The organism is Paenirhodobacter sp. YD-8, from assembly GCF_056590935.1.
Genome location: NZ_CM152649.1, coordinates 305,294 through 328,996, shown reverse-complemented (window position 1 = coordinate 328,996; position 23,703 = coordinate 305,294). Strand labels below are relative to the sequence as shown.

The following is a 23,703-nucleotide window of genomic DNA, read 5'->3' as shown; positions in this document are numbered from 1 at the left end:
ATGGCAGCCCAAGGGCTGAACGAAAACCCCCGGGAAATACATGACCACGCTTTCGCAAATCGCATGGGACGATACCGTCCTGCCGTTCCAGCTCGACCGTTCCGACGTGCGCGGCCGTATCGCGCGCCTTGACGGCGTGCTCGAGCAGGTGCTCGCACAGCACAATTACCCGCCGATGGTCGAGGCCCTGGTGGCCGAGGTCGCGCTGCTCACCGCGCTGATCGGCCAGACCATCAAGCTGCGCTGGAAACTCTCGATCCAGGTGCGCGGCAATGGCCCGATCCGCATCCTCGCCACCGATTACTACGGCCCCGGCGAGAATGGCGAACCCGCCCGCATCCGTGGCTGGGCGAGCTTCGACGCCGACCGGCTCGACCCCGGCGCACCGCCCTTCGCCCAGATCGGCGAGGGCTATTTCGCCATCCTGATCGACCAGGGCGAGGGCACGCTGCCCTATCAGGGCATCACGCCCCTCGACGGCGGCTCGCTGACCGCCTGCGCCGAGACCTACTTCGCGCAGTCCGAACAGCTGCCCACCCGGTTCGAGCTGGCCTATGGCCGCTCGATCCTGCCCGGTCAGGGCGAGCGCTGGCGGGCGGGCGGCGTGATGCTGCAGATGATGCCCGCCGTTGCCGGCGCCGCGCGCGAGGGCTCGGGCGAGGGTGGCCTGCTGCGCCACACCGACATCCTTGCGGGGGAAGAGGACGAGAACTGGGTGCGCACCAACGTGCTGCTCGACACCGTCGAGGACATGGAGCTGATCGGCCCGGGCGTCGAACTGACCGGCCTGCTGGTGCGGCTGTTCCACGAGGAAGTGCCGCGCGTCTTCGATCCGCAGCGGGTGGAGTTCGGCTGCACCTGCTCGGCCGAGCGGGTGCGCGACAGCCTGGCGATCTATTCCGCCAAGGACATCGGCCACATGACCACCGAAGACGGCAAGGTCACCGCCGATTGCCAGTTCTGCGGCGCACATTACGAGTTCGACCCCGCCTCGCTCGGCTTCGAGGCGACGGTGAACCCCGACGGCACGCCGAAGGTGGCTGCCGATGAGTGATGCGTTCGCCCCGGTTCTGGCCGCCCTGGCCCGTCCGGGGCGGCCCTCCTCGGATTACGACCTGAACCCGGACGTCGTCCTGCCCGAGGGGCGCAAGCTGCGCCCGGCTGGGGTTCTGGTCGCGCTCGAGGAACACGAGGCGGGGCTGCGGCTGTGGCTGACCAAGCGCAGCTCGCATCTGCGCCACCACCCCGGCCAGATCGCCTTTCCGGGCGGCAAGGTCGAAAGCGGCGATCCGAGCGCGGCGATGGCCGCGCTGCGCGAGGCGCGCGAGGAAATCGCCCTGCCCCCCGAGAACGTCGAGATCCTCGGCACGCTCGATCCACACGAGACCGTGACCGGCTTTCTCGTCACCCCGGTGATCGCCCGCGTCGCCCGCCCCTTCGTGCCGCAGGCCGAACCCGGCGAGGTCGAGGAAATCTTCACCGTGCCCTTCGCCCATGTCGCCGACCCCGCGCGTTTCCGCATCGAGAAGCGGCGCTGGCGCGGCACCTGGCGCAGCTATTACGTCGCGCCCTTCGGCCCCTATTACATCTGGGGGGCAACCGCGCGGATCCTGCGCGCGCTGAGCGACCGGATGGCGCCATGAGGCTGACCGGCGCCTGGATCGAGGCCGCGCATGTGCAGCGGGTTCTGGCGCTGCTCGAGGCGGGCGGGCATCTGGCCTTCCTGGTCGGCGGCTGCGTGCGCAACGCCGCCCTTGGCACCGCGGTCTCGGACATCGACATTTCCACCGACGCCCGGCCCGAGCGGGTCGTGGCGCTGGCCGAGGCGGCCGGGCTGCGCGCCGTGCCGACCGGGATCGAGCATGGCACGGTCACGGTGATCGCCGATCACGAGCCGCACGAGATCACCACCTTCCGCCGCGACATCGAGACCTTCGGCCGCCACGCCACCGTCGCCTTCTCGACCCGGATCGAGGAGGACGCGGCTCGGCGCGACTTCACGATGAACGCGCTCTACGCCCGCGCCGACGGCACCGTGCTCGACCCGCTGGGCGAGGGGCTGGCCGATCTGGCGGCGCGCCGGCTGCGCTTCGTCGGCGAACCCACGCAGCGCATCCGCGAGGATTACCTGCGCATCCTGCGCTTCTTCCGCTTCACCGCCTGGTATGGCGCGCCCGAAGAGGGCTTCGATGCCGAAGGGCTGGCCGCCTGCGCGATGCTCGCCGAGGGGATCGAGCGGCTCTCGCGCGAGCGGGTCGGCCACGAGATGCGCAAGCTTCTGGGCGCCCCCGACCCCGCGCCCGCCATCGCCGCGATGGCCACGACCGGCATCCTGCCGCATGTGCTTCCGGGCGCCGATCCGGCCGGGCTCGCGCCGCTTGTTCATCTCGAGGCCGGGCTGCCCGCCGACCCGATCCGCCGGCTGGTGGTGCTGGGCGGCACCGATCCGGCCGAGCGGCTGCGGCTGTCGAAACCCGAGGCGCGGCGGCTCGAGCGGCTGCGCGAGGGGGCGCTCTCGGGCGAGGGGCCGGCGGTTCTGGGCTATCGGCTGGGCGCGCGCGACGGGCTGGATGCGGTGCTGATCCAGGCCGCGCTGACCGGCATGCCGCCCGCGGAAACGAGCCGGAACAGGGTCGAATTCGGCGCCGCGCAGCGCTTCCCGGTGCAGGCTGCCGACCTGATGCCCGCACTTCAGGGCGCGGCGCTTGGCGCCCGTCTGAAGGAGCTCGAGGCGCGCTGGATCGCCTCGGGCTTTGCCCTCGACCGCGCCGCCCTTCTGGGCTGAGCCCTTTCCCCCGGCCGCCCCGCCCCTATATTCGGCGGGCAGAAAGGGTTTTCGATGATCGACGCATTCCGCCCCGCCGAGGGGCCACCGCCGCAGCGCCTTGGCGCCTTTTTCCGCTGGTGCCTGCGCGGGGCCTGGCCCGCGATCTGGGTCTCGGGCTTCTTCTCGGCCGCCGCCGGCACGATGGAGGTCGCCGCCGCCTGGCTGCTTGGCCTGGTCATCGACAGCGCCACCGGCACCCCGGGGCCGAGCTACCTGCACGACAACTGGGCGCTGCTGCTGGCCTTTCCGCTGTTCTACCTGGTGATCCGGCCGGCGGCCTTCGGGCTTTCCACGTGGTCGTCGAACATGCTGATCGGGCCGAACGTTCTGCCGCTCGTGCTGTCGCGGCTGCACCGCTGGACGATGGGCCAGGCCGTCACCTTCTTCGACAACGACTTTGCCGGCCGCATCGCGCAAAAGCAGATGCAGACCGCCCGCGCCGTCACCGACACCGTGTCCGAGGTGATCGGCACGGTGTTCTTCGCGCTCGCATCAATCGTCGGTTCGGTGGTGCTGCTGGCCGGCATCGACGGCTGGGGGGCGCTGGCGCTGGCGATCTGGCTTGTGGCCTATCTGGCGCTGATCCGCAGCTTCCTGCCGCATGTGCGCGGCCGCTCGAAGGCGCGGGCCTCGGCCCGGGCGATGGTCACCGGGCAGGTTGTCGACACCATCACCAACATCAAGACGGTGAAGCTGTTCGCCCATGCCGAGCACGAGGACCGCGCCGCGCTTGGCGCGATGGAGACCTTCCGCGACCGCGCCCGCGATTTCGGTGTCACCAGCACCTGGTACCGGCTGTCGCAGATCACCTTCTCGGGGCTGCTGCCCATTCTGCTCGTCGGCGGCGCGATCCTGATGTGGCAAAAGGGCGCCGCGACCCCCGGCGACATCGCCGCGGCCGGCGCCATCGCCATCCGCATCGCGCAGATGTCGGGCTGGGTGTCGCAGGCGCTGATGGCGATGTGGGGCAATGTCGGCGAGGTCGAGGACGGCATGCGCACCCTGACCCCGGCGCATGAGCTGACCGATGCCCCCGACGCGATCGCGCTCGAGCGGGTGCGGGGCGAGATCGCCTTCGACCACGTCTCCTTCGCCTATGGCCGGCAGGCGGGCGGGCTCGATGACGTCACCCTGACCATCCGCCCGGGCGAACGCATCGGCATCGTCGGCGCCTCGGGGGCGGGGAAATCGACCCTCGTCGCGCTGCTGTTGCGGCTCTATGACACCGAGAAGGGCGCGGTGCGCGTCGACGGCCACGACCTGCGCGCGGTGACGCAGGAATCCCTGCGCCGGCAGATCGGCATGGTCACGCAGGAGACCGCGATGTTCAACCGCTCGGCGCGCGAGAACATCCTTTACGGCCGCCCCGACGCGACCGAGGCCGAGATGATCGCCGCCGCGAAGGCCGCCGAGGCCGACGAGTTCATCCGTGGCCTCGTCGATTTCCAGGGCAACCGCGGCTATGACGCGGCGCTTGGCGAACGCGGCGTGCGGCTCTCGGGCGGGCAGCGACAGCGCATCGCGCTCGCCCGCGCCTTCCTCAAGAACGCGCCGATCCTGGTGCTGGACGAGGCGACCTCGGCGCTCGACAGCGAGGTCGAGGCGCAGATCCAGGAGGCGCTGACCCGGGTGATGGAGGGCAAGACCGTGCTCGCCATCGCGCACCGGCTGTCGACCATCGCCGAGATGGACCGCATCGTCGTGCTCGACCGCGGCCGCATCGTCGAACAGGGCAGCCATGCCCAGCTGCTGGCGGCGCAGGGGCTCTATGCCCGCTACTGGAGCCGGCAATCGGGCGGCTTCCTCGGCACCGAGGAGGACACGGCCGAGGAGGAGGCCGCGCAATAACGATGGCGCGGCGGGCCCGGCTTTGCTACTTCCCGCGCAAAGGAGCCCTGCCATGACGCTGACCATCGACCGCCTTTCGCTGCACGCCGACGGGGTTGCCCGCGGCCCCGAGGGCACCGTGCATGTCGCCATGGTCCTGCCCGGCGAGGAGGTCGAGGGCGAGGTCGAGGCCGGCCGCATCGCCGCGCCGCGCATCCTCACCCCCTCGGCCGACCGGGTGAAGCCGCCCTGCCCGCATTACCGCGCCTGCGGCGGCTGCGTGCTGCAGCATGGCTCGGACGGGTTCGTCGCCGGCTGGAAGGCCTCGGTGGTGCTGAACGCGCTTGCGCAGCGCGGCATCGAGGCGTCGGTCGCCCGCGTCGAGACCTCGCCCGAATTCTCGCGCCGCCGCGCCACGCTTGCGGGCCGGCGCACGAAGAAGGGCACGCTTGTGGGCTTTCACGCCCGCGCCTCGGACACGCTGGTCGAGGTGCCCGGCTGCCGCATCCTGCGCCCCGAGCTTTTGGCGATGGTGCCTGCACTGCAGGAGGCGACCGCGCTTGGCGCCTCGCGCAAGGGCGAGATCGCCTTCGCCCTGACCCTGAGCGAGGCCGGCGTCGAGATCGCCGCGAAGGGCGGCAAGGACATGGACCCGGCACTCTTCGAGGCGCTCGCGGACCTTGCCCGCCGCCACGATCTTGCCCGGCTGAGCTGGGGCGAGGAAACCGTCGCCGCCCGGCGCCCGGCGCAGCAGGTCTTCGGCCGCGCCCGTGTCACCCCGCCGCCCGGCGCCTTCCTGCAAGCAACGGCCGAGGGCGAGGCGGCGCTGGTGGGCTTCGTGCGGCAGGCGGTGGGCAAGGCCGCCCGCGTCGCCGACCTGTTTGCCGGCTGCGGCACCTTCGCCCTGCCGCTCGCCGAGACCGCCGAGGTCCACGCCGTCGAGGGCGAAGCGGCGATGCTGGCCGCGCTCGATCGTGGCTGGCGCGAGGCGCAGGGCCTCAAGCGTGTCACCCACGAGGCCCGCGACCTGTTCCGCCGCCCGCTGCTGCCCGACGAGATCGACCGCTTCGACGCGGTGGTGATCGACCCGCCGCGCGCCGGCGCCGAGGCCCAGATCGGCGAGATCGCCGCCTCGCGACTCGGCCGGCTGGTGCATGTCTCGTGCAACCCCGTCACCTTCGCGCGCGACGCCCGCCGTCTGCTGGATGCCGGTTTTTCGCTCGAAGAACTGATCGTCGTCGATCAATTCCGCTGGTCTGCGCATGTCGAGCTTGCCGCACGTTTCGAACGGCGCTAGGGGCTTCGCGCGATCCGAGAATTGTGCTAGGGTCGGCGAAAAATGAGCAGCAGATAACAGGCATGAACATGCACCGGCGCACGCTTCTTGCGGGACTTTCGACCGTCCCGTTCCTCTCCGCCTGTGGCGGCGATTCCACCAAGTTCCAACGCTATTCCGGCCCGCCCGTGACCCAGATCCAGGTGCACAAGGCGCAGCGGGAGATGTATCTGATCTCGGGCGACAAGGTCGTGCGCGACTACAAGGTCGCGCTTGGCGGCAACCCGGTCGGACGCAAGCAGTTCGAGGGCGACGGCCGCACCCCCGAGGGGCTTTACTACATCAACCGCCGCAATCCGAACTCGGCCTATCACCTGTCGCTCGGCATTTCCTATCCGAACGACCAGGACCGCGTCTTCGCCGAATCGCTCGGCCGCAAGCCCGGTGGCGACATCTTCATCCATGGCCGCGCCGGCAAGGACGGCGGCCGCCAGGACTGGACCGCCGGCTGCGTCGCGGTGACCGATCCCGAGATCGAGGAGATCTATGCCATGGTCGGAACCGGCACCCCGGTCTTCCTGATGCCCTGAGCGGCGGACAGATCCCGGAGACGGCAAAGGGCCCCGCGGGGCCCTTTTTCATGCGCTGTCGGTGGCGGACCGGGCTCAGTTGTGCCCGGTCACCATGGTCCACCAGATCTTGCCCGAGGGCTCCTGATACCAGGCAAAGCCCATCTCGGTCGCGGTCGGGTTCAGGATCACGTCGCGGGTGTCGGAGAGCCCCATCCAGGCCGAGAGCGTCTCGGTCTCGGTCTCGTAGGTCTCGGAGATGTTCTCGCCCACCAGCTCGCCGGTGAAGCCCTGCCGGCGCGCCCGGTCGATCGGCGAGGAGCCGTCAGACCCCCAGTGCCACGGCCGGTTCTGCTGCGCCATGTCCTGCGAATGCGCCGCCGCCGCCGCCATCAGCTGCGGGTTCAGCACGACAGGTGCCGTGCCGCGCGCGGCACGCAACGAGTTCACCGCCTCGAGCACGCGACCGGGAATCTCTTTCCCGACCTTCGAGGTGATCTGGTACACCTGCGGCAAGGGCTTGCCGTCAGGGCCGAGTTCGGGCCCTGCGGGCTGGCAGGCGGCCACCGCCATCACGGCAAGCAGCATCAGGGCTTTCACGCTGGTCATTCTCTGTCCCCCGGAATTTCAGCGCCGAGCCTTACACCTCGCGCAAAGGCCACGCAAACCCACAGTTGCGTGAAATCGCCTGATGACGATGGTTTGATTTGCACCTGCGGCAAAGGCGCACTAATGCTGCGCGCGAAGCGGCCGCGGGACTCGGCCGCAAGCGGAGTTGACCCATGACCATCGCGCGCAAAACGCTTGATCGTCGCGCCTTCCTCGGCACTGCGGCCCTTGCCGGTGCAAGCCTTGCCGCTCCTGCCGTGTTCGCGCAGACCCCCGACGCCGGGCTCGAGACCTTCGAGGAATCGGCGAACACCAACATGCGGCGCAACATCTCGAGCTTCCGCGAGCTCGACTGGCATGATTACTTCAGCAACACGACGAACGGCATCATCCTCGTCGACACGATCTCGCGCTGCCTGCATTTCTGGTCCGAGGATCAGTCGGTCTACAAGCTCTACCCGACCTCGGTTCCGGTCTCGAACGAGCTGACCCGCCGCGGCCGCACCGAGGTGATCCGCAAGGTCGAGGGCCCGACCTGGTCGCCCACCCCCTCGATGAAGCAGCGCAACCCCGACTGGCCGGATTTCGTGCCCGCGGGCCCGGACAATCCGCTTGGCACCCACGCGCTCTATCTCAGCTGGCAGTATTACCGCATCCATGGCACCCACGACACGCGCAAGATCGGGCGCAAGTCGTCGAACGGCTGCATCGGTCTTTACAACCAGCACATCAAGGAACTCTACGGCCTGACCAAGGTCGGCACCCAGGTCGTGCTGATCTGACCCCACGCCGCAAGCCGGATGCGAAAGGGCCCCTCGGGGCCCTTTTTTCATGGCCGGCTCAGCTGTAGGTGCGCTCGCGCAGGTCGACGCGCTGCAGCATCTCGTTGCAGGCCTTCACCAGCGCCGCCTCGGCATCCGACAGCCGCCGGCGCGGGTTGGTCAGCAGATAGATGTTCACCAGCGGCAGCTCGTCATAGGGCGGCAGCTGGCGCAACAGCCCCTGGCTGACATCCGAGCGTGCCACATGCAGCGGCAGCGCGCCGATGCCGACATTCGACACAATCATCCGCCGCAGCTCGAGCAGGTTCGACGACACCCCGCTCCAGCGCGTGGAGATCTTGGCGCGCAGCCGCAGCCGGGTGACGGGTTCCAGCGCACCGCCCTCGACCTCGGTCTGGAACGACACCGCGCGCTCGTCCTCGAGTTCGGACAGCGCGATCTGCGGCTGGTGGAACAGCCGGTGATGCGGGCCGCAGAACAGGCCGAAATACTCGCGATAGAGCACCTGTGCCTGCAATTCGGGCGGAATCCGGTTCAGCAGACAGATCCCGAGCGAGGCACGGTTCTGGCTGATCCGGCTGACGACCTCGTCGCTTTCCGCCACGGTGATCGAGAAGGTCACCTTCGGCTGGCGCTCGGTGAAGGCGCGCAGCACCTCGTCGAAATGCTCGGACACCACATGCGAGGTGGTGGCGATGGCGATATGGCCGCGCAGCTCGGTGCTGCCGGTTTCCAGCAGCGAGGGCAGCTGCGACACCGCCCCGAAGATCGAGGAACATTCGGCATAGAGCAGCTGCCCCGCGCGCGTCACCCTGAAATCATTGGGCTTTCGCACGATCAGCTGATGCCCCGCGCTGTCCTCGAGCCGCTTCAGCGCCGAGGAGATCGTGGGCTGTTTCAGCCCCAGGAAATCGGCCGCGCGGGAAATGCCGCGTTGTTCCACCACCACCATGAAGGTGCGCAGCAGGTTCCAGTCGAGGGTCCAGGGGAAACGCTGTTCGTAGGGCCTGACCATAGATCTTATCTATATTTAGAATTCTCATTACTTATTTGCGTAATACTGCGCGACGTGCAACCTCCATCACAGCGCGGCCCCGTGCCGCGGCACAAAATCACCAAGAGTCGCCGCACCGACGGCGTCCCCCAACAGGAGAGTGCACGAAATGACCAGCCGCAGAAGTTTTCTCAAATCCGCCCTCGTTGCAGGGGTGGCGCTTGGCCTTGCCGGCCCCGCCATGGCCGACGAGCTTGCCACGCTGAAGGACAAGGGCGTGCTGCGCATCGCCATGTCGGGCGCCTACCCGCCCTTCAACTTCGTCGACGACAGCAACCAGGTCGTTGGCTTCGACCCGGCGATCGGCGCCGAGATCGGCAAGCGCATGGGCCTGAAGGTCGAGATCGTCACCACCGCCTGGGACGGGATCATCGGCGGGCTGCTGGCGAACAAGTACGACGCCATCGTCGGCTCGATGTCGATCACCGACGAGCGCAGGCAGGTCGTCGATTTCGTCGGCCCCTATTACCGGATGCGCCGCGGCATCTTCGTCGCCAAGGACAGCAAGATCGCCACGCTCGACGACCTGAAGTCGGCGACGCTCGGCGCCACGCTGGGCGAGACGCACGAGCAATGGGCGCGCGAGGCGGGCTACAAGGTGCGCACCTACAAGGGCCTGCCCGAGCTGCTGATGGAGCTCGAGCACGGCCGCGTCGACGCGATCGTCAACGACGACATCCCGGTGCTGCTGGCGATCCGCAGCCAGGACGCGCCGGTGCGCCAGCTCGAGGTCGAACTGCCCGGCGTCGCCGACGAGGCCGGCATCGCCATCCGCAAGGGCAACCCCGAGCTGCACAAGGCGATGCAGGACGCGCTTGACGCGATGCAGGCCGACGGCACCTATCTGGCGATCGCGCAGAAATGGGTGGGCGGCGACATCCGCTGACGCCCGCCCCCGCCCGCATCGCCCGGCCCTTCGCGCCCGGGCGGTGCGCCGCGTCCGATCCCCCAAGCGACAGGTCCGACCGTCATGGACACAGATCTCATCCTGAAGGTCACCCCCTTCTTCCTGCAGGCGGCCGTCGTCACCGTCGAGCTTTCGGTGCTGACCGTGCTGATCGGGCTTGCCTGCGGCGCGCTCGGCGCCGCGGCGCGGCTGTCGCGCCACGCCGCGCTGCGCTTTCTCGGCGCCGCCTATGTCAGCGTGATCCGCGGCACGCCGGCGCTGATCCAGCTGTTCCTGCTCTATTTCGGCGGGCCGCAGATCGGCATTCAGCTCGACGCCTTCTCGGCCGGGGTGATCGGTCTTGGCATCAACATCGGCGCCTACATGACCGAGACGATGCGAGGCGCAATCGTCGCCGTCGACCATGGCCAGGCCGAAGCCGCCCGCACCCTGGGCCTCTCGCGCGCGCAGGCCTTCCGCAAGGTGGTGCTGCCGCAGGCGCTGCGGCTGATGATCCGCCCGCTCGGCGTCAACATCAACGCGCAGATCAAGGCCACCGCCCTCGTCTCGGCGATCTCGGTGATCGAGCTGACCTATACCGCACAGCGCTACATCGGCTCGACCTACAAGCCGTTCGAGATGTTCCTGCTGGCAGGCGTCCTTTACCTCGCGATCATCACCGCGACGGGCAAGGTCATCACCTTCCTCGATCGCCGGGTGCGCCTGCCATGAGCCGCGCCCGTCTCCCCCTCCAGCCGAAAGGTGCACGCCATGGGGCTTGATTTCTCCGCCGTGCCGTCCTTCGCCGGGCCGCTGCTGCTCGGGGCGCTCTGGACGGTGCTCCTGACCGTCGTCTCGGCCCTGCTCAGCTTCCTGGGCGGCATCGTGCTTGCGGTGATCGCGCTTTACGGGCCCTGGGCGATCCGCCTGCCCGCGCGCTTCGTCGCCTGGCTCTTCATGGGCACGCCCTTGCTGCTGCAACTGTTCCTGATCTATTTCGGCCTGGTGCAGATCGGCATCGACCTGCCCGCCTTCGTCGCCGGGGTGATCGGACTTGGCCTGCATTACGCGGTCTACAATTCCGAGCTGATCCAGACCGCGATCCTGGCCGTCGACCGCGGCCAGATGGAGGCCGCCCGCACCCTTGGCCTGTCACGGCCGCAGGCGCTGATGCGGATCGTCGTGCCGCAGGCGGTGCGTTCGGTAGTGCCGCCGATCGGCAACAACCTGATCGCGCTGCTCAAGGATTCGGCCCTCGTCTCGGTGATCGGGGTGGCCGAGCTGACCCTCGCCGCACAGCTCGCCATCGGCCGTACCTACCGCGCCTTTGAATTCTACGCCGCGGCCGCGGTTCTCTACTACGTCATCAACCTCGGGATGGAAGCCGTCCTGCGCCGGATCGAACGGCGCATCCGGCTCTCCCGCTGAGAGATCGGAAGCGACATGACCCAGACCCCCTTCGTCGAAATCCGCCACGCACAGAAATCCTATGGCGCGCTCGAGGTGCTGCGCGATGTCAACCTGACGGTGAACCGCGGCGAGATCGTCGCGATCATCGGCCCCTCCGGCTCGGGCAAGTCGACGCTGCTGCGCGCGATCAACGATCTCGATCCGCTCAGCGCGGGCGAGGTGCTGCTCGAGGGCGTGCAGGTGAACAAGACCCTGCCGCACCGCGCGTACGAGGCGCATATCAACGAGATGCGCCAGCACATCGGCATGGTGTTCCAGCACTTCAACCTGTTCCCGCACCTGACCGTGCGGCAGAACGTGACGATGGCGCCGAAGCTGCTCAAGCGGCTTGGCGAGGCCGAGGCGAACCGGCTGGCCGAGGAACAGCTCGCCCATGTCGGCATGCTCGAACGCATCGACTATTACCCCTCGCAGCTCTCGGGCGGGCAGAAGCAGCGCGTCGCGATCGCCCGGGCGCTGGCGATGAAGCCGAAGCTGATGCTGTTCGACGAGGCGACCTCGGCACTCGACCCCGAGCTGGTCGAGGAGGTGAACCAGGTGATGAAGCGCCTCGCCGAGGAACACATGACGATGATCATCGTGACCCACGAGATGGATTTCGCCGCCTCGGTCTGCGACCGCGTGATCTTCATGGACGGCGGTGTCGTCGTCGAGGAGGGCCCGCCCTCGGTGGTGTTCAAGACCCCCGCCCAGGAGCGGACCCGGAACTTCCTGCGCAAATATCTCGAAGGTGCAAAATGACCGAGAACCAGTCCCATCTGTTCTACCAGTCGCGCCAGCCGCGCCCCTTCCTCGACCGGGGCGAGGGGATCTATCTCTATGACGAGAGCGGCAAGCGCTACATCGACGGCTCGTCGGGGGCGATGGTGTCGAACATCGGGCATTCGAACCCGGCGGTGCTCGCGAAGATGAAGGCGCAGATGGACCGCGCCACCTTCGGCTACCGGCTGCATTTCCGCACCCGCCCCTCCGAGGATCTGGCCGCGCGTCTGGCCGCGCGCATGCCGGCGGGGCTCGATCGGATCTTCTTCGTCTCGGGTGGCTCGGAGGCGGTGGAGACGGCCGAGAAGCTCGCCCGGCAATATGCCGTCACCCAGGGCCAGCACAGCCGCTGGAAGGTGATCTCGCGCAGCCCCGCCTATCACGGCGGCACCCTTGGCGCGCTGGCGCTGACCGGGGGCAAGCTGTTCGCCGGCCCCTTCGCGCCGATGTTCCGCGAGATGCCGCATGTGAAGGCGCCGCAGACCTATCTCGACCTCGACAACCTGACCGAGGAGGCGCGCGGCATCCGCTATGCCGAGATGCTGCGCGAGCGGATCGAGGCCGAGGGCCCCGAGACCGTGCTTGCCTTCATCATGGAGCCGGTGGGCGGCGCCTCGACCGGCGCGCTCGTCGCCCCCGACAGCTATTACACCCGGATCCGCGAGATCTGCGACGAATACGGCGTGATCCTGATCTATGACGAGGTGATGACCGGCGCCGGGCGCACCGGCACCTTCCTGGCCTGCGAGCACTGGGGCATCACCCCCGACATCGTGGCGATGTCGAAGGGGCTCGGCGCGGGCTATGCGCCGCTCGGTGCGGTGGCGGCACGCGCCGACATGGTCGAGGCACTGCTCGACGCCGGCGGCTTCCTGCACGGCTTCACCTATGCCGGCAACCCGCTCGCCTGCGCCGCGGGGCTCGCCGTGCTCGACGAGATGGAAGAGCACGGGATCATCGAGCATGGCGCGCAGATGGGCGAGCTGCTGAAGGCCCGGCTCGAGGCGCTGATGGAGCGCTATCCCTTCATCGGCCATGTCCGCGGCAAGGGGCTGCTTCTGGCCTTCGAGATGGTCTCGGACCGCGCCACGATGGCGCCGCTGCCGAAGGAATGGAACGCCTTTAGCGAGCTGGTGGAACTCGCCTATGCGCGCGGTCTCATCATCTATTCGCGCCGCACCCGCGGCGGGGTCGAGGGCGACCATTTCCTCGTCTGCCCGCCGCTGATCATCACCGCGGCGCAGATCGACGAGCTGATGGCGATCCTGACCGACGCGCTCGATGCCTTTGCCGCGGCGCATGACCTGCCGGTGCAGGCGGAGGCCGCGGCGTGACCAGCCTTCCCGACAAGACCGCCTCGATCGAGGCGGCCATCGCCGCCATCCCCGACGGCGCCACGATCATGGTGGGCGGTTTCGGCGTGCCCGGCACCCCCTTCACCCTGCTGCGCGAGCTGCTGCGGCAGGGGCAGACCGGGCTCACCCTGATCAAGAACGACGCCAACGAGACCGGCATGGGCCTTGACCACCTGATCGCCGCGGGCCGGGTGCGCAAGCTGATCGCCACCCATATCGGGCTGAACGCCCATGCCATCGCCGCGATGAACGAGGGCCGGCTCGAGGTCGAGTTCTGCGCGCAGGGCATTCTGGCCGAGCGCATCCGCGCGGGCGGCGCGGGCCTGCCCGCGATCCTGACCGACATCGGGCTCGACACCGAACTGGCCGCCGGCAAGCAGCGCATCGAGGTCGAGGGCCGCCCCCTGCTGGTCGAGACCGCGCTGCGTGCGGACGCGGCGCTGATCCACGCCGACCGCGCCGACCGTTTCGGCAACCTCGCCTATGTCGCCACGGCGCGGAACTTCAACCCGCTGATGGCGATGGCCGCGCGCCTCGTCATCGCCGAGACCGAGACGCTCTTGCCGCTGGGCGGGCTGGCCCCCGACGCGGTCGAGACCCCCGGCGTCTTCGTCGACCGGATCTGTCCGCTCACCGAGATCAGCGAGGAATACGGCGTTGTCAGACGATAAGACCCCCGATCCGCGCCGGCGCATGGTCGCCCGCGCCGCCCGCGAGATCACCCCGGGCATGGTGGTGAACCTCGGCATCGGCCTGCCCACCCAGGTGGTCGACCACCTGCCCGCGGGCTTCCCGGTCTGCCTGCACACCGAGAACGGCATGGCCGGCATCGGCCCGACGCTGCCCGTGGCCGAGGCAGACCGCAACCTGATCGATGCCGGCGGCGCCTATGTCTCGCCGATCCCGGGCTCGGCCTATTTCGACAGCGCGGTGAGCTTTGCGCTGGTGCGCTCGGGCCGGCTCGACCTGACCATGCTCGGCGCCTTCGAGGTGGCCGAGACCGGCGATCTGGCGAACTGGAAGATCCCCGGGCGGTTCTCGCCGGGGGCGGGCGGGGCGATCGAACTCGCACAGAAGGCACGGCGGGTGGTGGTGCTGACCACCCACACCGACCGCAAGGGCAATCCGAAGCTCCTGTCGCGCTGCACGCTGCCGCTGACCGCCACCGCGCACGTCGCGCGGATCTTCACCGATCTCGCGGTGGTCGACATCACCCCCACGGGCTTCGCCCTGCGCGAACTGGCCCGCGGCATCACCGCGCGCGAGGTGCAGGAGGCGACCGGCGCCCCCCTTGCCCTGCCCGCGGGCGAGATCCCAACATTCTGAGGCATCCCCATGGACCCCGACCTTTCCACCCGCATCCTCTCGGCGGTCGACACGCTCTTCGAGCGCGAGATCGACTTCCTGTGCGAGCTGACCGCGCATCCCTCGACCCGCGGCAACGAGCAGAGCGCACAGGCCTTCATGGCGGACGAGATGGCCGCGCGCGGCCTCGCCGTCGACCGCTGGCAGATCTCGCTCGACGAGATCCGCGACCAGCCCGGCTTCTCGCCCGTGCTCACCCCCTATGAGGACGCCTGGAACGTCGTCGGCAGTCATCGCAGCCGCAGCCGCAAGGGCCGCTCGCTGATCCTGAACGGCCATGTCGACGTGGTGCCGGCAGGCCCCGAGGAGATGTGGAGCGCCCCGCCCTTCGCGCCCCGCGTCGAGGACGGCTGGCTTTACGGCCGCGGCGCGGGCGACATGAAGGCCGGGCTCGCCTCGAACCTCTTCGCGCTCGATGCGCTGCGCGCGCTCGGGCTGCAGCCGGCGGCCGATGTCTTCGTGCAATCGGTGGTCGAGGAGGAATGCACCGGCAATGGCGCCCTTGCCTGTCTGGTGCGCGGCTATCGCGCCGATGCGGCACTGATCCCCGAGCCCTTCGAGGAAAGCCTGGTCACCGCGCAGCTCGGGGTGATCTGGTGTCAGGTGCATCTGCGCGGCCTGCCGACCCATGTCGCCTATGCCGGCAGCGGCGCGAATGCGATCGAGGCGGCCTTCCCGCTGATCGAGGCCTTGCACGGGCTCGAGGCGCGCTGGAACGCTCCGGCCTGCCGCCATCACGATTTCGCCCATGCGCATCACCCGGTGAACCTGAACATCGGCCGCATCACCGGCGGCGACTGGCCGAGCTCGGTGCCCGCCTGGTGCGTCTTCGACCTGCGCATCGCGGTCTATCCGGGGCAGGATCTGGCCACCGCCCGCGCCGAGATCGAGGCGGTGATCCGCGACGCCGCCCGCGCCAATCCCTTCCTGCGCGACGCCCTGCCCGAGCTCGTCTATCACGGCTTCATGGCGGAGGGGTATGCGCTGTCGGACGACGTCTCGGCCAAGGCCCGCGCCGCGATCGACACGATCGACCGCGCGCATCTGGGCGCCACCGGCGAGGCACTGCCGCGCCGCGCCATCACCGCCACCACCGACGCACGCTTCTTCGGCCTCTATGCCGACACGCCGGCCATCGTCTATGGCCCGCGCGCCGAGGCGATCCACGGCTTCGACGAGCGCGTCGAGCTGGAAAGCCTCCGCCGCGTCACCCGCTCCACCGCCCTTTTCATCGCCGACTGGTGCGGCGTCGAACCCGTCTGAGGATCCAACGAATGCGCGAAGCCGTCATCGTCTCAACCGCCCGCACGCCGATCGGCAAGGCCTATCGCGGCGCCTTCAACGACCTCGAGGGGCCGGCGCTGGCCGCCCACGCGATCCGCGCCGCGGTAACCCGCGCCGGCCTCGAGGGCGGCGAGATCGAGGAGGCCATCCTCGGCTCGGCCCTGACCCAGGGCAGCACCGGGGTGAACGTCGCACGCCACGCCGTGCTGGCCGCGGGCCTGCCCGACACGGTCGCCGCGGCGACCGTCGACCGGCAATGCGCGTCGGGGCTGAACGCGATTGCCGCGGCCGCGCACATGATCGCCGTCGAGGGGGTCGAGGTGGCCCTTGCCGGCGGGCTCGACAGCATCTCGCTGGTGCAGAACGCGACGTGGAACGGCACCCGCTACCGCTGCCCGGGGGTGCCCGACAGCTATTACATGACGATGATCGGGACCGCCGAGGTGGTCGCGCAGCGCTGCGGCGTCAGCCGGGCGGCGCAGGATGCCTATGCGCTGCAAAGCCAGGCGCGCACCGCCGCGGCCCAGGTGGCGGGCCGGTTCGCAGCCGAGATCGTGCCGGTCGAGGCCCTGCGCCGCGTCACCGACAAGGCGAGCGGCGAGACCCGGAGCGAGCCGGTGCGGCTTGAACAGGACGAATGCAACCGCCCCGGCACCACGGCCGAGGGGCTGGCGGCGCTGGCCCCGGTGCTGGGCACCGAGGGCTGCGTCACCGCCGGCAATGCGAGCCAGCTTTCCGACGGCGCCTCGGCCTGCGTGCTGATGTCGGCGGCCGAGGCGGCGCGGCGCGGGCTGACCCCGCTTGGCGCACTGCGCGGCTTTGCGGTGGCGGGCTGCGCGCCCGAGGAGATGGGCCTTGGCCCGCTGCGCGCGATCCCGCGGCTTCTCGACCGCGCCGGGCTGCGCGTCGCGGACATCGACCTGTGGGAGATCAACGAGGCCTTTGCGGCGCAGCTGCTGCCCTGCCGCGACCGGCTCGGCATTCCCGACGAACGGCTGAACGTGAACGGCGGCGCGATCGCGATCGGCCATCCCTACGGCATGTCGGGGGCCCGCATGGCGGGGCACCTGCTGATCGAGGGCCACCGCCGCGGCGCGCGCCTTGGCGTCGTGTCGATGTGCATCGGCGGCGGCCAGGGCGCGGCGGGTCTGTTCGAGATCTTCTGAGCGGTCAGTCGATCCAGCCGGCGAGGTTTTCCTCGACCACTTCCATCAGCGCACGCACATGCGGTTCGTCGTCGTTGAGGCAGGGGATGTAGGTGAAACTCTCGCCGCCCGCATGCACGAAGGCCTCGCGGATCTCGCCGTTGATCTCCTCGAGCGTCTCGATGCAATCGGCCGAGAAGGCCGGCGAGATCACCGCGATGTTCTTCTTGCCGGCCTTCGCAAGCTCGGCCACATGCTCGACCGTATAGGGCTTGAGCCATTCCTCGCGGCCGAAGACCGACTGGAAGGTGGTGTCGATATCGCCCTTCTGCCAGCCAAGCCGCTCCATCAGCAGGCGCGAGGTCTTCTGGCACTGGCAATGGTAGGGGTCGCCTTCCATCAGATAGCGCTTGGGCATGCCGTGATACGAGGCCACCAGCACGTCGGGGCGGGCAGGCAGCGTGGCATAGACCCGCTCGACCGACTGCGCGAGCGCATCGATATAGCTCGGCCGGTCGAAATACTCGGGCACGGTGCGGGCGGCGGGCGCGCGCTTTTGCGTCATCAGCGCGCGGAAGAAAGCGTCGTTCGCGGTGGCGCTCGTCGCGCCGGCGTATTGCGGGTAAAGCGGGAAGAACAGGATCTTCTCGCAGCCCGCCTGCACCATCCGCTCGACCACCGAGGCGGTCGAGGGATTGCCGTAACGCATGCAGAAATCGACCATCACGCCGGCGCCGAAGCGCGCCTCGATTGCCTCGCGCAGCTTCGCGACCTGGCTCTTGGTGATCGTCATCAGCGGGCTTTCATTCGCCTCGGTATTCCAGATCGAGCGGTAATTCGCCCCCGAGGTGAAGGGCCGCTTCGTCAGGATGATCAGCTGCAACAGCGGCTGCCATTTCCACGACGGGATGTCGATCACCCGCTTGTCCGAGAGGAATTCGTTCAGATAGCGCCGCATCGACCAATAGTCGGTCGCATCCGGCGTGCCGAGATTGGCGAAGAGCACCCCGATCTTCGCTTGCGGCACCGGCGGGTGGTCGGCGGGGGCGTGGGCAAGGCGCGGGTTCGGGTCGATCTTCATCTCATGTCCTGTCGCTTCGGGAACCACCCCCGACTTATCGCGTTTTCCCCCCGGGTCAATGCGACCGTTGCAATCAGGACAGGATGACCTACCCTTCAGCCATGACTTCCGACAGCCCCTTTTCCGCAAGCGCCCCGCCCGCGCCCGATTTCGCGCGCGCCTCCCTCTTCCTCGACTTCGACGGCACCCTCGTCGGCATTGCGCCGCGACCCGACGCGGTGGTGGTCCCGCCGGGCCTTGCCGCGCATCTGCGCCGGCTGAGCGAGATCTTTGACGGTGCGCTCGCCATCGTCTCTGGCCGCTCCCTGCCCGAACTCGCCCGCTTCCTCGACGGCTTCGACGGGCTCCTCGTCGGCAGCCACGGCGCCGAGGCACGGGGGATGGCCCCGCCCCTCGCCCGCCCCCCCGCCGGCATCGACGCGGTGCAGGCTGCACTTTCGGGCTTTGCCGCACGCGAAGGCCTGCTTTACGAGCCGAAAACGCTGGGCGGGGCGGTGCATTTCCGCGACCGGCCCGCGGCCGGGGCCGCGGTGGCCGCCTTCGTCGAGGCCCTTGCCGCGGCGAGCCCCGGCTTTGCCGTGCAGCCCGCGAAGATGGCCTTCGAGCTGAAACCCGAGGGCGCCTCGAAGGACCGGGCGCTGGCCGCACTGACCGCGCTGCCCGCCTTTGCCGGCCGCGCGCCGGTGTTCCTCGGCGATGACGCCACCGACGAGCCGGCGCTGGCCTGGGCCGGCCGGCAGGGCGGTTTCGGCATCAAGGTCGGCCCCGGCGACAGTGCCGCGCGCTATCGCCTGCCGGACCCGCAGGCGGTGCTGCACTGGCTTGGCATGGAGGGCTGAGATGGGACGCCTGATCTGCCTCTCGAACCGCCTGCCGCTTGGCCCCACCCCCTCGGGCGGGCTGGTCGTCGCCCTTGCCGATACCCTGGCCGAACGCGGCGGGGTCTGGATCGGCACCTCGGGAGAGCTCTCCGAGACGCCCGAGAACCGCTTCACCGAGATCGAGGGCGGCCCGTTCCGCCGCCTCGCCTTCGACCTCAGCCCCGAGGAGCAGGCAAGCTATTACCACGGCTATGCAAACTCGGTGCTCTGGCCGCTGTTTCACGGCCGCACCGACCTGCTCGACATCCGCGGCGACTATCTCGCGGGCTACAAGGCGGTGAACCGGCGCCTGGCAAAGATGCTGCTCGAGGTGCTGGATCCCGACGACCGGATCTGGGTGCATGATTTCCATCTGCTGCCGCTGGCCCATGACCTGCGGGTGCTGGGTGCCGAGAACCGGATGGGGTTCTTCCTGCACACCCCCTTCCCGACGCCGCTTGCCCTTCAGGCGCTGCCGAACGGGCCCGAGCTGTGCGCATGGCTTTCCCATTACGAGCTTGTCGGCCTGCAATCCGAACGCGACGTGCGCAACTGCATGGATGCGATGGTGCAGATCGGCGGCGCGACCGAGCTTGCCGGCGGCTTCATCCACCTTGAGCCGCGGCAGGTGCGCATCGCCGCCTTCCCGATCGCCATCGACGCGGCCGAGTTCCGCACGCTCGCCGAGGAGCAGGTGACGAAACTGCCCGAGGGGCTGGTGAAGCCGAACCGGCGGCTGATGATCGGTGTCGACCGGCTCGACTACACCAAGGGCGTGCCGCAGCGCTTTCGCGCCTTCGGGGAATTCCTCGACCGGCACGAGGACTGGCACCGACTCGTCTCGCTGATCCAGATCTCGCCGCCGACGCGCGAGGGGGTGCCGGCCTATGACGACATCCGCCAGGAGACCGAGCATCTCTCGGGCCAGATCAACGGCACCTTCGCCGACATCACCTGGACGCCGATCCGCTTCATCAACCGCCCCGTCCCGCGCGAGGTGCTGGCCGGGCTCTACCGCGCGGCCGACATCGCTCTGGTGACGCCGCTGATGGACGGGATGAACCTCGTTGCGAAGGAATTCGTCGCGGCGCAGGACCCCGACGACCCCGGCGTGCTGATCCTGAGCCAGTTCGCCGGCGCCTCCGAGCAGCTGGTCGACGCGCTCACCGTGAACCCGCACGACCCCGAGCAGATGGCGACGGCGATGATGACCGCACTCGCCATGCCGCTGACCGAGCGCCAGCGCCGGCACGAGGGGATGATGCAGCTCCTTCTGAAGAAGGATGTGCACTGGTGGTCGAAAGGGTTCCTGACCGCGCTTGGTTAGCGCCCGGCCTTGTCGCCCGCCGGCAGTTCGAAGGTGCCCAGCACCTCGGCCAGCCGGTGCGCGGCCGAGCCGGGGCGCAGCGGCTTCTGCTGGCTTTCATGCGGCTTCCAGCCGGTCAGCCAGACCATGTCGAAGGTCGCCCGCACCCGGCCGTCCGGCTCGGCGAAATTCTCGGCATAGTGGCGCAGTGCCTCGGCGATCACCGCGCGGCGGGTGAAATGGCGCGGCCGCGCGCTCAGCGCGTTGGTCTCGCCCATGGCGCGCAGATCGGTCAGCAGCCGCAGCGGGTCGGGATAGGTGACCTTGCGGATCACGCTGTCGGCGACCGGCAGCGCGAGCCCCGCGCGCTGGATCAGCGCGCCGAGGTCGCGGATCTCGCCCATCGGCAACACCCGCGGGCTGAGCCCGCCTGTGATGGCGATCTCGGCCTCGCCAAGCGCCGCACGCAGCTCGGTCAGGGTCTGGCCGCCGAACATCACCGCGATGAACAGCCCGTCGGGCCGCAGCGCGCGCGCCGCCTGCACCATCTGCCCGACGATGTCGTTCGACCAGTGCAGGCACAGCGCGTGCACGACAAGGTCATGCGCGCCGGGGTCCAGGGTCAGCACCTCGTCATCGGCGACGACCGTCGCCCCGGGCAGCACGGCGCGCCAGGGACCCGGGAAATTCGTCACCAGGGCCGGGTCCGTAAACGTTCTGTTAACCTCGAGCAGCCTCTCCTGAAGTTCGGCGGCGGCATCCTCGTGCAGGAACAGCGCGGGCTCTGCGGCGGCGCGGCGGCGGTGGCGCGTCAGCGCGTCTCGATCGGTCAGGGGGAGCGGCGTGGTCATGATGGGGCCGGAGATTACGGCGATCCGCGAACGGATGCCAGCGGCGATCCGCGCCATGGCGCTGCAGCTGCTGCATGTCGTGCTGCCACCGCGCTGCATCGCCTGCGGCGCGGCGGTGGCCACCGACTTCGGCCTGTGCGGCCCGTGCTGGAGCGAGACCGGCTTCATCACCGGGCTGGCCTGTGACGCCTGCGGCGCACCGCTGCCGGGCGAGGCCGAGGGGCAGGTCCAGTGCGACGATTGCCTTGCCACGCCGCGGCCCTGGGCGCAGGGGCGCGCGGCACTGCACTATGCCGGCACCGGGCGGCAACTGGTGCTGGCACTGAAACACGGCGACCGGCTTGACCTGGCGCGCCCGCTTGGCGGCTGGCTCGCCCGCGCCGCGGCGCCACTGCTGAGCGAGGACACGATCATCGCGCCGGTGCCGCTGCACCGGCTGCGGCTGATCCGGCGGCGCTACAATCAGGCGGCGCTGCTGTCGCGCGAGGTGGCGCGGGCGGCGGGGGGCAGGCATCTGCCCGACCTGCTGGTGCGCCTGCGCGCCACGCCCAGCCAGGACGGCCGCAGCCCTGCCGAACGCTTCGCCAATCTCGACGGCGCGCTCGCCGTGCGGGCACGCCACGCCGCCGCGATCGCCGGCCGGCCGGTGCTGATCGTCGATGACGTGATGACCACCGGCGCCACCCTTGCCGCCGCGGCGCAGGCGGTGCTGGAGGCCGGCGCGGCGCGGGTTTCGGTCGCGGCACTGGCGCGCGTTGCGAAAGACGCCTAAATCCCTCTAATCTGCCCGGACCGGAGGGATTGCCCATGAAACGCGTCGAGATCTACACCACCCGCACCTGCCCCTATTGCATTGCCGCCAAGGCGCTGCTGACGAAGAAGGGCGTGACCTTCGAGGAGACCGATGTCGGCGCCGATCCGTCGCTGCGCAGCGCGATGATGGCGCGGGCGAACGGCCGGCGCACGGTGCCGCAGATCTTCATCGGCGGCGCGCATGTCGGCGGCTGCGACGATCTGCATGCGCTTGACGCGGCGGGCAAGCTCGACGCGATGCTGGCCGACGCATGAAGGCCGCTCTTGTCCAGCTGTCGGTCAGCGACGATCCGGCGGCCAACCTGCCGGTCACGCTGAATTTCATCCGCGAGGCCGCGGCCGCCGGCGCCAGCTTCGTGCTGACCCCCGAATGCACCAACCTGCTGTCCTCGGACCGCGGCTGGCAGCGCGAGGTGCTGTGCCACGAGGAAGACGACCCGACCCTTGCCGCGCTGCGCGCCGAGGCCGCGGAGCTTGGCATCACCCTGCTGATCGGCTCGCTCGGGTTGAAGACGCATGACGCCGATGGCCGGTTCGCCAACCGCTCGTTCCTGATCGGCCCCTCGGGCGCGATCGTCGCGCGCTATGACAAGATCCACATGTTCGACGTCGATGTCTCGGAAACCGAGAAATACCGCGAATCGGAGGGCTATCGCCCCGGCACGCGGGCGGTGGTCGCCGATGCGGGATTTGCGAAGATCGGCATGGCGATCTGCTATGACCTGCGCTTCCCGCAGCTGTTCCGCCGCACCGCGAAGGGGGGCGCACAGATCCTGACCTTGCCCGCCGCCTTCAACGACACCACGGGCGCGGCACATTGGGAAAGCCTGATCCGCGCCCGCGCGATCGAGAACACCTGCTTCGTCCTTGCCCCCGCGCAATGCGGCGCCCATGCCGTGCATGACGCCACCCCCGGCCAGCGGCTGCGGCGCACCTGGGGCCACAGCCTGGCCGTCGCCCCCTGGGGCGAGGTGCTGGCCGATGGTGGCGAGGCACCCGGGGTGACGCTCGTCGAGATCGACATGGCGCGCGTCGCCGAGGCCCGCGGCCGCGTGCCCTCGCTTTCCCACGACCGCGACTTCGAGGGCCCATGAACGACGGCTCGGATCCGCTGGCCGCCTCGCTTTTCGCCGAGGTCTTCATGGTCGACCAGCTTGCCCGCAACACGGTGAGCCGGGCGCTGCCGCGCGGCATGGAGATCTCGCATTTCTCGGTGCTGAACCATCTCGCCCATATCGGCGAGGAGCGCACCCCCGCTCAGCTCGCCGCGACCTTTCACGTCACCCGCGGCGCGATGACCAACACGCTGTCGAAGCTCGAATGGGCGGGGCATGTGCATATCCGCCCCGACTGGGACGATGCGCGGCGCAAGTTCGTCTCGATCTCGCCCGCCGGGCGGCATGCCCGCGACGCGGCGCTGGCGGCCTTCATGCCGGTGATCGCGGATGTGGTGCGCTCGGTTGGCCCGGAGAAGGTGCGGGCCGTGCTGCCGGTGCTGCGCGAGCTGCGCGCGCATCTCGAGGACGGCTGAGCGGGTTCGGGTGGAACGCGCCGGGGGCTGCGCGCCCCCGGACCCCCGCG

Annotated in this window: 26 protein-coding genes; 22 read left to right on the top strand and 4 right to left on the bottom strand. The window is 69.4% G+C overall.

All coding sequences use genetic code 11. The features are described 5' to 3' along the window. Positions 1-40: 40 nt before the first annotated feature. The 6 genes from hslO to AC0QTQ_RS01595 all read left to right on the top strand — a co-directional run bounded on the left by hslO (position 41) and on the right by AC0QTQ_RS01595 (position 6,520). Entirely contained in the window at positions 41-1,054 is a 1,014-nt protein-coding gene (hslO, locus tag AC0QTQ_RS01620) for an Hsp33 family molecular chaperone HslO (protein ID WP_480257977.1), read from the top strand. Further along, positions 1,047-1,643 carry a CoA pyrophosphatase gene (locus AC0QTQ_RS01615; RefSeq protein WP_480257976.1) on the top strand — a complete coding sequence of 199 codons (597 nt, stop codon included), beginning with the start codon at positions 1,047-1,049 and terminating at the stop codon, positions 1,641-1,643. The genes hslO and AC0QTQ_RS01615 overlap by 8 nt, the downstream gene beginning before the upstream one ends. Continuing rightward, complete coding sequence (locus tag AC0QTQ_RS01610; RefSeq protein WP_480257975.1) at positions 1,640-2,785, top strand: CCA tRNA nucleotidyltransferase; 1,146 nt, start codon at positions 1,640-1,642, stop codon at positions 2,783-2,785. The genes AC0QTQ_RS01615 and AC0QTQ_RS01610 overlap by 4 nt, the downstream gene beginning before the upstream one ends. 54 nt (positions 2,786-2,839) lie before the next feature. Further along, a complete protein-coding gene (locus tag AC0QTQ_RS01605) occupies positions 2,840-4,675 on the top strand; it encodes an ABC transporter ATP-binding protein (protein WP_480257974.1) in 1,836 nt (611 codons plus the stop codon). Positions 4,676-4,727: 52 nt separating this feature from the next. Beyond that, entirely contained in the window at positions 4,728-5,951 is a 1,224-nt protein-coding gene (locus tag AC0QTQ_RS01600; protein WP_480257973.1) for a class I SAM-dependent RNA methyltransferase, read from the top strand. 68 nt (positions 5,952-6,019) lie between these two features. Continuing rightward, positions 6,020-6,520, top strand: coding sequence for a L,D-transpeptidase family protein (locus AC0QTQ_RS01595; protein WP_121530992.1), 501 nt, complete (start codon positions 6,020-6,022; stop codon positions 6,518-6,520). 75 nt (positions 6,521-6,595) lie between these two features. On the opposite strand, the gene dalA is transcribed toward AC0QTQ_RS01595, so the two are convergent. Beyond that, on the bottom strand, positions 6,596-7,108 hold the full coding sequence (dalA, locus tag AC0QTQ_RS01590) for a divisome-associated lipoprotein DalA (RefSeq protein ID WP_480257972.1): 513 nt from the start codon (positions 7,106-7,108) through the stop codon (positions 6,596-6,598). Positions 7,109-7,281: 173 nt separating this feature from the next. On the opposite strand from dalA, the gene AC0QTQ_RS01585 reads away from it, so the two are divergent. Beyond that, positions 7,282-7,890 (top strand): L,D-transpeptidase, encoded by a 609-nt coding sequence (locus AC0QTQ_RS01585; protein ID WP_121530676.1) that lies wholly within the window; start codon positions 7,282-7,284, stop codon positions 7,888-7,890. Between the two features lie 58 nt (positions 7,891-7,948). Here the strand turns inward: AC0QTQ_RS01585 and AC0QTQ_RS01580 are convergent, their stop codons facing one another. Further along, positions 7,949-8,905, bottom strand: a complete 957-nt coding sequence (locus AC0QTQ_RS01580; RefSeq protein WP_480257971.1) for a LysR family transcriptional regulator — start codon at positions 8,903-8,905, stop codon at positions 7,949-7,951. Positions 8,906-9,053: 148 nt separating this feature from the next. Between AC0QTQ_RS01580 and AC0QTQ_RS01575 the strand changes: the two genes are divergently transcribed. From AC0QTQ_RS01575 to AC0QTQ_RS01535, 9 genes are all read left to right on the top strand, one after another. Then, a complete protein-coding gene (locus AC0QTQ_RS01575) occupies positions 9,054-9,830 on the top strand; it encodes a substrate-binding domain-containing protein (RefSeq protein WP_480257970.1) in 777 nt (258 codons plus the stop codon). An 84-nt stretch (positions 9,831-9,914) separates the two neighbouring features. Further along, positions 9,915-10,562: an amino acid ABC transporter permease gene (locus AC0QTQ_RS01570; protein ID WP_480257969.1), complete on the top strand. Its 648-nt coding sequence runs from the start codon at positions 9,915-9,917 to the stop codon at positions 10,560-10,562. A gap of 39 nt (positions 10,563-10,601) precedes the next feature. Further along, positions 10,602-11,258 (top strand): amino acid ABC transporter permease, encoded by a 657-nt coding sequence (locus tag AC0QTQ_RS01565; RefSeq protein WP_480257968.1) that lies wholly within the window; start codon positions 10,602-10,604, stop codon positions 11,256-11,258. Positions 11,259-11,273: 15 nt separating this feature from the next. Further along, positions 11,274-12,041: an amino acid ABC transporter ATP-binding protein gene (locus AC0QTQ_RS01560; protein WP_480257967.1), complete on the top strand. Its 768-nt coding sequence runs from the start codon at positions 11,274-11,276 to the stop codon at positions 12,039-12,041. Further along, positions 12,038-13,396: an aminotransferase family protein gene (locus AC0QTQ_RS01555; RefSeq protein WP_480257966.1), complete on the top strand. Its 1,359-nt coding sequence runs from the start codon at positions 12,038-12,040 to the stop codon at positions 13,394-13,396. The genes AC0QTQ_RS01560 and AC0QTQ_RS01555 overlap by 4 nt, the downstream gene beginning before the upstream one ends. Then, complete coding sequence (locus tag AC0QTQ_RS01550; RefSeq protein ID WP_480257965.1) at positions 13,393-14,088, top strand: CoA transferase subunit A; 696 nt, start codon at positions 13,393-13,395, stop codon at positions 14,086-14,088. The genes AC0QTQ_RS01555 and AC0QTQ_RS01550 overlap by 4 nt, the downstream gene beginning before the upstream one ends. Further along, complete coding sequence (locus tag AC0QTQ_RS01545; RefSeq protein ID WP_480257964.1) at positions 14,075-14,743, top strand: 3-oxoacid CoA-transferase subunit B; 669 nt, start codon at positions 14,075-14,077, stop codon at positions 14,741-14,743. The genes AC0QTQ_RS01550 and AC0QTQ_RS01545 overlap by 14 nt, the downstream gene beginning before the upstream one ends. A gap of 9 nt (positions 14,744-14,752) precedes the next feature. Next, on the top strand, positions 14,753-16,045 hold the full coding sequence (locus AC0QTQ_RS01540; RefSeq protein WP_480257963.1) for an ArgE/DapE family deacylase: 1,293 nt from the start codon (positions 14,753-14,755) through the stop codon (positions 16,043-16,045). Between the two features lie 11 nt (positions 16,046-16,056). After that, positions 16,057-17,232 (top strand): acetyl-CoA C-acyltransferase, encoded by a 1,176-nt coding sequence (locus tag AC0QTQ_RS01535; protein ID WP_480257962.1) that lies wholly within the window; start codon positions 16,057-16,059, stop codon positions 17,230-17,232. A gap of 4 nt (positions 17,233-17,236) precedes the next feature. Here the strand turns inward: AC0QTQ_RS01535 and hemH are convergent, their stop codons facing one another. After that, positions 17,237-18,292 carry a ferrochelatase gene (hemH, locus tag AC0QTQ_RS01530; protein ID WP_480257961.1) on the bottom strand — a complete coding sequence of 352 codons (1,056 nt, stop codon included), beginning with the start codon at positions 18,290-18,292 and terminating at the stop codon, positions 17,237-17,239. 83 nt (positions 18,293-18,375) lie between these two features. Between hemH and otsB the strand changes: the two genes are divergently transcribed. Then, complete coding sequence (otsB, locus tag AC0QTQ_RS01525; RefSeq protein WP_480257960.1) at positions 18,376-19,131, top strand: trehalose-phosphatase; 756 nt, start codon at positions 18,376-18,378, stop codon at positions 19,129-19,131. A 1-nt stretch (position 19,132) separates the two neighbouring features. Beyond that, positions 19,133-20,479: an alpha,alpha-trehalose-phosphate synthase (UDP-forming) gene (locus AC0QTQ_RS01520; protein ID WP_480257959.1), complete on the top strand. Its 1,347-nt coding sequence runs from the start codon at positions 19,133-19,135 to the stop codon at positions 20,477-20,479. On the opposite strand, the gene AC0QTQ_RS01515 is transcribed toward AC0QTQ_RS01520, so the two are convergent. Continuing rightward, positions 20,476-21,309, bottom strand: a complete 834-nt coding sequence (locus AC0QTQ_RS01515) for a methyltransferase domain-containing protein (RefSeq protein WP_480257958.1) — start codon at positions 21,307-21,309, stop codon at positions 20,476-20,478. The genes AC0QTQ_RS01520 and AC0QTQ_RS01515 overlap by 4 nt on opposite strands. Positions 21,310-21,364: 55 nt before the next feature. Here AC0QTQ_RS01515 and AC0QTQ_RS01510 point away from each other — a divergent pair, with 55 nt between their 5' ends. From AC0QTQ_RS01510 to AC0QTQ_RS01495, 4 genes are read left to right on the top strand one after another with little or no spacing between them, the layout of a single operon-like run. After that, positions 21,365-22,081, top strand: a complete 717-nt coding sequence (locus AC0QTQ_RS01510; protein ID WP_480259182.1) for a ComF family protein — start codon at positions 21,365-21,367, stop codon at positions 22,079-22,081. A 35-nt stretch (positions 22,082-22,116) separates the two neighbouring features. Then, the gene (gene grxC / locus AC0QTQ_RS01505) at positions 22,117-22,377 is read left to right on the top strand and encodes a glutaredoxin 3 (protein WP_121530686.1); all 261 of its coding nucleotides are present in this window, start codon (positions 22,117-22,119) and stop codon (positions 22,375-22,377) included. Continuing rightward, complete coding sequence (locus tag AC0QTQ_RS01500) at positions 22,374-23,216, top strand: carbon-nitrogen hydrolase family protein (RefSeq protein WP_480257957.1); 843 nt, start codon at positions 22,374-22,376, stop codon at positions 23,214-23,216. The genes grxC and AC0QTQ_RS01500 overlap by 4 nt, the downstream gene beginning before the upstream one ends. Further along, positions 23,213-23,653, top strand: coding sequence for a MarR family winged helix-turn-helix transcriptional regulator (locus AC0QTQ_RS01495; RefSeq protein ID WP_121530690.1), 441 nt, complete (start codon positions 23,213-23,215; stop codon positions 23,651-23,653). Before AC0QTQ_RS01500 ends, AC0QTQ_RS01495 begins: the two co-directional genes overlap by 4 nt. Positions 23,654-23,703 lie beyond the last annotated feature (50 nt).

What these genes read in the sequence shown, in the direction of transcription:
- hslO (WP_480257977.1), top strand. Translation starts at nt 41, where the DNA reads ATGACCACGCTTTCGCAAATCGCATGGGACGATACCGTCCTGCCGTTC.
- AC0QTQ_RS01615 (WP_480257976.1), top strand. Translation starts at nt 1,047, where the DNA reads ATGAGTGATGCGTTCGCCCCGGTTCTGGCCGCCCTGGCCCGTCCGGGG.
- AC0QTQ_RS01610 (WP_480257975.1), top strand. Translation starts at nt 1,640, where the DNA reads ATGAGGCTGACCGGCGCCTGGATCGAGGCCGCGCATGTGCAGCGGGTT.
- AC0QTQ_RS01605 (WP_480257974.1), top strand. Translation starts at nt 2,840, where the DNA reads ATGATCGACGCATTCCGCCCCGCCGAGGGGCCACCGCCGCAGCGCCTT.
- AC0QTQ_RS01600 (WP_480257973.1), top strand. Translation starts at nt 4,728, where the DNA reads ATGACGCTGACCATCGACCGCCTTTCGCTGCACGCCGACGGGGTTGCC.
- AC0QTQ_RS01595 (WP_121530992.1), top strand. Translation starts at nt 6,020, where the DNA reads ATGCACCGGCGCACGCTTCTTGCGGGACTTTCGACCGTCCCGTTCCTC.
- dalA (WP_480257972.1), bottom strand. Translation starts at nt 7,108, where the DNA reads ATGACCAGCGTGAAAGCCCTGATGCTGCTTGCCGTGATGGCGGTGGCC.
- AC0QTQ_RS01585 (WP_121530676.1), top strand. Translation starts at nt 7,282, where the DNA reads ATGACCATCGCGCGCAAAACGCTTGATCGTCGCGCCTTCCTCGGCACT.
- AC0QTQ_RS01580 (WP_480257971.1), bottom strand. Translation starts at nt 8,905, where the DNA reads ATGGTCAGGCCCTACGAACAGCGTTTCCCCTGGACCCTCGACTGGAAC.
- AC0QTQ_RS01575 (WP_480257970.1), top strand. Translation starts at nt 9,054, where the DNA reads ATGACCAGCCGCAGAAGTTTTCTCAAATCCGCCCTCGTTGCAGGGGTG.
- AC0QTQ_RS01570 (WP_480257969.1), top strand. Translation starts at nt 9,915, where the DNA reads ATGGACACAGATCTCATCCTGAAGGTCACCCCCTTCTTCCTGCAGGCG.
- AC0QTQ_RS01565 (WP_480257968.1), top strand. Translation starts at nt 10,602, where the DNA reads ATGGGGCTTGATTTCTCCGCCGTGCCGTCCTTCGCCGGGCCGCTGCTG.
- AC0QTQ_RS01560 (WP_480257967.1), top strand. Translation starts at nt 11,274, where the DNA reads ATGACCCAGACCCCCTTCGTCGAAATCCGCCACGCACAGAAATCCTAT.
- AC0QTQ_RS01555 (WP_480257966.1), top strand. Translation starts at nt 12,038, where the DNA reads ATGACCGAGAACCAGTCCCATCTGTTCTACCAGTCGCGCCAGCCGCGC.
- AC0QTQ_RS01540 (WP_480257963.1), top strand. Translation starts at nt 14,753, where the DNA reads ATGGACCCCGACCTTTCCACCCGCATCCTCTCGGCGGTCGACACGCTC.
- AC0QTQ_RS01535 (WP_480257962.1), top strand. Translation starts at nt 16,057, where the DNA reads ATGCGCGAAGCCGTCATCGTCTCAACCGCCCGCACGCCGATCGGCAAG.
- hemH (WP_480257961.1), bottom strand. Translation starts at nt 18,292, where the DNA reads ATGAAGATCGACCCGAACCCGCGCCTTGCCCACGCCCCCGCCGACCAC.
- otsB (WP_480257960.1), top strand. Translation starts at nt 18,376, where the DNA reads ATGACCTACCCTTCAGCCATGACTTCCGACAGCCCCTTTTCCGCAAGC.
- AC0QTQ_RS01520 (WP_480257959.1), top strand. Translation starts at nt 19,133, where the DNA reads ATGGGACGCCTGATCTGCCTCTCGAACCGCCTGCCGCTTGGCCCCACC.
- AC0QTQ_RS01515 (WP_480257958.1), bottom strand. Translation starts at nt 21,309, where the DNA reads ATGACCACGCCGCTCCCCCTGACCGATCGAGACGCGCTGACGCGCCAC.
- AC0QTQ_RS01510 (WP_480259182.1), top strand. Translation starts at nt 21,365, where the DNA reads ATGGCGCTGCAGCTGCTGCATGTCGTGCTGCCACCGCGCTGCATCGCC.
- grxC (WP_121530686.1), top strand. Translation starts at nt 22,117, where the DNA reads ATGAAACGCGTCGAGATCTACACCACCCGCACCTGCCCCTATTGCATT.
- AC0QTQ_RS01500 (WP_480257957.1), top strand. Translation starts at nt 22,374, where the DNA reads ATGAAGGCCGCTCTTGTCCAGCTGTCGGTCAGCGACGATCCGGCGGCC.
- AC0QTQ_RS01495 (WP_121530690.1), top strand. Translation starts at nt 23,213, where the DNA reads ATGAACGACGGCTCGGATCCGCTGGCCGCCTCGCTTTTCGCCGAGGTC.